Source organism: Bradyrhizobium genosp. SA-3 (assembly GCF_004212635.1).
GTDB lineage: Bacteria > Pseudomonadota > Alphaproteobacteria > Rhizobiales > Xanthobacteraceae > Bradyrhizobium.
The window spans coordinates 1-4,256 of record NZ_PSRT01000266.1 but is presented as its reverse complement, the minus strand read 5'-3'; the positions used below and the strand labels follow the sequence as shown (position 1 = coordinate 4,256).

The window sequence follows — 4,256 nt, the reverse complement described above, 5'->3', positions numbered from 1 at the left end:
GGCAGCCCCAAGCGGGGTCGGAGTTCGTGGCTACCCCCCTCCCTGCCCCTCCCCCGCAAGGGGGGAGGGAATGAGAGAGTGGTGGCCACCTCACTCCCAAGCATCGCGCTTTTGTCCCCTACTACCATCACGTCCTCCGCTGGGGATCGACGATATCGCGCAGGCCGTCGCCGAGGAGATTGAAGCAGAACACCGCGATCATCAGCGCGAGGCCCGGGAATAGCGCGATCCACCATTCGCCTGAGACCATGAAGCCCGCGCCTTCGGCGACCATGATGCCCCATTCGGCGGTGGGCGGGCGGACGCCGAGGCCGATGAAGGAGAGGCCCGCGGCATTGAGGATGGCGTAGCCCATGGTCAGCGACATCTGCACGATCATGATCGGCATGATGTTGGGAAGGATGTGCACCAACAAGATACGGAATTCGCCGTTGCCGGAGAGGCGCGCCGCCTGCACGAAGCCGGCGTTGCGGCGGACATTGGCTTCGGCGCGCGCGACGCGGGCATAGAGCGGGAAGTTCACGATGGCCGTGGCCAGGATGATGTTCTGCACGGTATTGCCGAGCGCGGCGACGATGCCCATCGCCAGCACGAACAGCGGGAAGGCCATGATGGTGTCGGCGATGCGGCCGACGATGCGGTCGGTCCAGCCGCCGAAATAGCCGGCCGCGATGCCGGCGAGGCCGCCCATCAAAAACACCAGCGCGACGGAGGCAATCGCGATGAAGGTGTCGAGCCGGGTCGCGACGACGACGCGGCTAAAAATGTCGCGGCCCAACTGATCGGTGCCGAACCAGTGGGCCGCCGACGGCGGCTGCAACGTCGCCGCGGTGTCGGAGGCCAGCGGATCGTAGGGCACCACATAGGGACCGAAGACCGCGGCGGCCAGGATCAGGATCAGCAGCGCAAAGGCAAAGCCCGTGACCTTGTTTTCGCTGAGGACATAGCGCGTCTGTTCGAGGATTGCCGATAGCCCCGAGGTGCGCGCGGGACCAACGGGTTCAACAGCAGGCGCAACGGTGCTCATGGGACCACCACGATAGTGTTTGACCGAACCAGCAAGCCGCGGGGGCGCACCTTCTTTGGAGTTTGCACCGGGCGAAACCTCATCATGGTTCAGCCCTCCAGCCGCACGCGTGGATCGATCACGCCATAGAGAATGTCGATGATCAGATTGAGCAGCACGTACATCACCGCCATGGTCAGCACGAAGCCCTGCACCGGCGCGAAGTCGGACGAGATCAGCGCTTCCACCGCATAGGAGCCGATGCCGGGCCAGGCGAACACTTTCTCCACCAGCACGTTGGCGCCCAGGAGGAACGAGAACACCATGCTGAGCGTGGTGATGACGGGCAGCATGGCGTTGCGGAAGGCGTAGGTGACGATGACGGTCGACGGCGACAGGCCGCTGGCGCGGGCGGTGCGGACGAATTCGCTAGCGAGCACCGCCAGCATCGAGGCACGCGTCATGCGCGCGATCGGCGCCAGCGAGAAGATCGCAAGCGTCGTCGCTGGCAATATGAGCTGGCTCAGCGCCGAGCGAAACGCCTCGACGTCCCGCGCCAGCAGCGTGTCGATCAGGTAGAAGCCTGTTACCGTCGGCGGCGCGCTGTAGAAAACGTCGAGGCGGCCGAGCGGCGCGGGCGACCAGCCGAGGCGGAAATAGAAGACATAGACCAGCACGAGGCCGGTGAAGAACACCGGCAGCGACACGCCGGCCGTGGTCGTGAGCCGGCAGAGATGGTCGACCCATGATCCCGGCCGCGTCGCCGCCAGCACGCCGAGCGGGATGGCGATCACGATCGAGACGATGAGGCCGAGCAGCGTCAACTCGGCGGACGCCGGCAGGCGGTTGCGGATCTCAGTCGCGACAGGCTGGCCGGTGGTGAGCGAGTTGCCGAAATCGCCATGGGCGAGGTCTCCAGCGTAGCGGAAGAACTGCTCGATCAGCGGCCTGTCGAGGCCGAGTTTTTTCCGGATCTGCTCGACGGCTTCCTTGGTTGCGGCAGGGCCGGCGAAATACGCCGCGGGATCGCCGGGCAGCGCGCGCGTCAGCAGGAAGGTGACGATGACGACGCCGATCAGCGAGGGAATCGCGAACATCAGGCGCTTGCCGATCATGGTGAGCATGGGACACTCCCCATCGTGGACAAAACTCTCTCGGCACGCGCAGCTATGTTCCCTCCCCCCTTGCGGGGGAGGGCTAGGGAGAGGGGTGGCCCTAGGCGAGATCGGAATTCGTGGCTACCCCTCTCCCCTGCCTCGAGAGCGAGCTTCGCTCGCCTCGGACCCCGCAAGGGGGGAGGGAGCCTGAAGAGCGTGCTCACCTCACCCACGACCCCTCACCCCTTCGCCATCGCGCGATAATCCAGGCGGCGGTGGAACCAGTACTGATAGCCGCTGATGTTCTTCTGCATCGCGACGTTGACGAAGGGCTGGTACAGCGGGATGCGCGGGATGTCGGCGTAGGCGAGATCGACGAAGCCCTTCACGTCGGCATCGTAGGCGGCCTTGTCGCCAACAGCCGCGGCATTGCGCGCGCCGTCGATGAGCTTGTCCATCTCCGCCGACTTGTAGCTCATGGTGTTGAAGACGGAATTGTTGCCGTGATAGCACCAGTAGAAGAAGTATTCGGGGTAATCGAGCCAGCCCGAGAACACGTTGGTGAAGAGCGGCATCTCCTTCTTGTTGAGCTCGGTGCGCCAGTTGGCGCCGGGCACCTTGTTGATGGTGGCCTTGATGCCGAGCTGGGCGAGGCTCTCCTGCACCAGCACGCAGAGCGGCTCGTTGACGCCGGCAAAATTGAGGTCGAACGAGATCGTGGTCTCGAAGCCATTGGCATAGCCGGCTTCAGTGAGCAGCGCCTTCGCCTTCTCCATGTCGGTGTTGTATTTGTGCGGCTGCGGCCAGGCGATTTCGGTCGGCTTGTCTTTGGCGGCGCCGAACATGGGATTGCCGAGGCCGAACAGCACGGCGTCCATGATCTTCTGGTACGGCATCGCATAGGCGATGGCCTGCCGCACCTTCGGATTGTCGAACGGCGGCTTGGTCACGTTCATGCCGATATACTGGATGCCATTGGAGAACGGCAGCGACACCACGTTGAGCTTGCCGTTCGCCTTCATCTCCTGGAAATCCCTGAACGGCAGCTCATAGGAGATGTCGGCGTCACCGCGCTCCAAGAGCGCGCGGCGGTTGCCGGCCTGCGGCACCATGCGCCAGATCACGCGCTTGATCCTGGGCAGGGGCCCGCCGACCCAATCCTCGTTGCGCTCCATGACGACTTCGGTGCCGGCGGTCCATTTCGTCACCTTGTAGGCGCCGGAGCCGGCGGTCTGCTGCTTGGTGAATTCGAGACCCCAGGGATCCTTCTCGCTGGCGTTCTTCTTCACCAGCTCGGAATTGACGATGCAGGGCACGATGACAGCGAGATCGGGGATCGTCAGCCTGTCCTTCTTCAGGAAATCGACGCGCACGGTGTAGTCGTCGATCACGACGAACTGCTCAGGCTTGGTCAGCGAGCCCGCACTCATCTGGAAAGTCGGAAAGCCGCCGACGCTGACGGCGCGGTCGAGCGACCACTTCACGTCCTTCGCCGTGACCGGCGCACCGTCGTGGAATTTGGCGTTCTTCTTCAGCTTGAAGGTGACCGACATGTCGTCGATCTTGAAATCCTCGGCGAGCTCGCCCTTGAACTTGTCGCGATCGTAATAGGGCACGCCGCCGGGACCGCTCTTCATCTCATGGCTGATCAGGCGGTCGTAACAATTCCAGGACACCTCGTAGCCCGGCACATTGGTGCCGACGCCGTGGATGTCGAGATTGTTCGGGCCGCCTTCCGAGACGATCAGCAGAGTCTCCGAGCGGGCGTCGGCCTTGGCCGAGGAGACGACCTGCGGCATGGCCGGAAGCGCCGCGCCAGCGGCCAATCCGGAAACCGACTTGAGGAAATCGCGGCGCTTCATGAAATCGCTCCAACACAACGTTTTTGGTTGGAACCGGATTCGCAAGGTTCGTGCCAAGGACGAATGAATCGCTGCTCTTACTTTAAGTCACGGATGCAGAATGATTTTTCCTGTTTTTGCCCGACCTTGCGGAGAGCGACAAGGCCCCAAATTGCATACAAAGACGGATAATTGCGCAAAAAGTGGGCTGACAAATTAGAGAGCTCATTCGGAAGGCGACGGCAGAAATCCTTGCCAGCGGCACGGCCCGGGCCGTCACTCCGGGGCGATGCGCAGCATCGAGCCCGGAAT

The 4,256-nt window shown here is 63.2% G+C and carries 3 protein-coding genes; all 3 read right to left on the bottom strand.

The window, feature by feature from the left end; all coding sequences use genetic code 11:
- Positions 1 to 127: 127 nt before the first annotated feature.
- Positions 128 to 1,027, bottom strand: coding sequence for an ABC transporter permease (locus CWO91_RS41655; RefSeq protein WP_130221098.1), 900 nt, complete (start codon positions 1,025 to 1,027; stop codon positions 128 to 130).
- Positions 1,028 to 1,116: 89 nt separating this feature from the next.
- Entirely contained in the window at positions 1,117 to 2,130 is a 1,014-nt protein-coding gene (locus CWO91_RS41650) for an ABC transporter permease (RefSeq protein WP_130221097.1), read from the bottom strand.
- Between the two features lie 212 nt (positions 2,131 to 2,342).
- The gene (locus CWO91_RS41645) at positions 2,343 to 3,965 is read right to left on the bottom strand and encodes an ABC transporter substrate-binding protein (protein WP_130221096.1); all 1,623 of its coding nucleotides are present in this window, start codon (positions 3,963 to 3,965) and stop codon (positions 2,343 to 2,345) included.
- Positions 3,966 to 4,256: the final 291 nt, after the last annotated feature.

What these genes read in the sequence shown, in the direction of transcription:
- CWO91_RS41655 (WP_130221098.1), bottom strand. Translation starts at nt 1,027, where the DNA reads ATGAGCACCGTTGCGCCTGCTGTTGAACCCGTTGGTCCCGCGCGCACC.
- CWO91_RS41650 (WP_130221097.1), bottom strand. Translation starts at nt 2,130, where the DNA reads ATGCTCACCATGATCGGCAAGCGCCTGATGTTCGCGATTCCCTCGCTG.
- CWO91_RS41645 (WP_130221096.1), bottom strand. Translation starts at nt 3,965, where the DNA reads ATGAAGCGCCGCGATTTCCTCAAGTCGGTTTCCGGATTGGCCGCTGGC.